At 56.4% G+C, this 321-nt stretch carries 1 protein-coding gene; it reads right to left on the bottom strand.

From position 1 onward, the window contains the following. The coding region (locus EN859_RS36490) for a pentapeptide repeat-containing protein (RefSeq protein ID WP_135913695.1) at window positions 1–321 on the bottom strand (321 nt) is incomplete at both ends.

Here is a 321-nt window from a genome sequence, read left to right on the forward strand (position 1 = left end):
CTGCCACTGATATCGGCGTCATGGAACTGCGCTCGTCCCAATTCCGCCTTTGTGAAATCAACATTGGTCAGATTGGCGTCCTGGAAATTCGAGCGCTGCACTTCGGCGCTCGTAAACACAGCGCCCTGCGCGTCCATATGGCTGAAGTCGGTCCTGTAGGCCTCGATTTTGTCGAACCGGGCGCCTTTGGCGGTCGAGTCAGCTAGGGAAGCACGCACAAGCGTTGCCTTCTCAAAATTTGCCGCAAGGAGATTGCTGTTCCTGAGGTCGGTCGAAGTGAAATCAACGCTGATCAGGTTCGCCCCGCTCAGGTCCTGTCCT

The organism is Mesorhizobium sp. M00.F.Ca.ET.216.01.1.1 (assembly GCF_004010325.2).
In the GTDB taxonomy this organism is placed as follows: domain Bacteria; phylum Pseudomonadota; class Alphaproteobacteria; order Rhizobiales; family Rhizobiaceae; genus Mesorhizobium.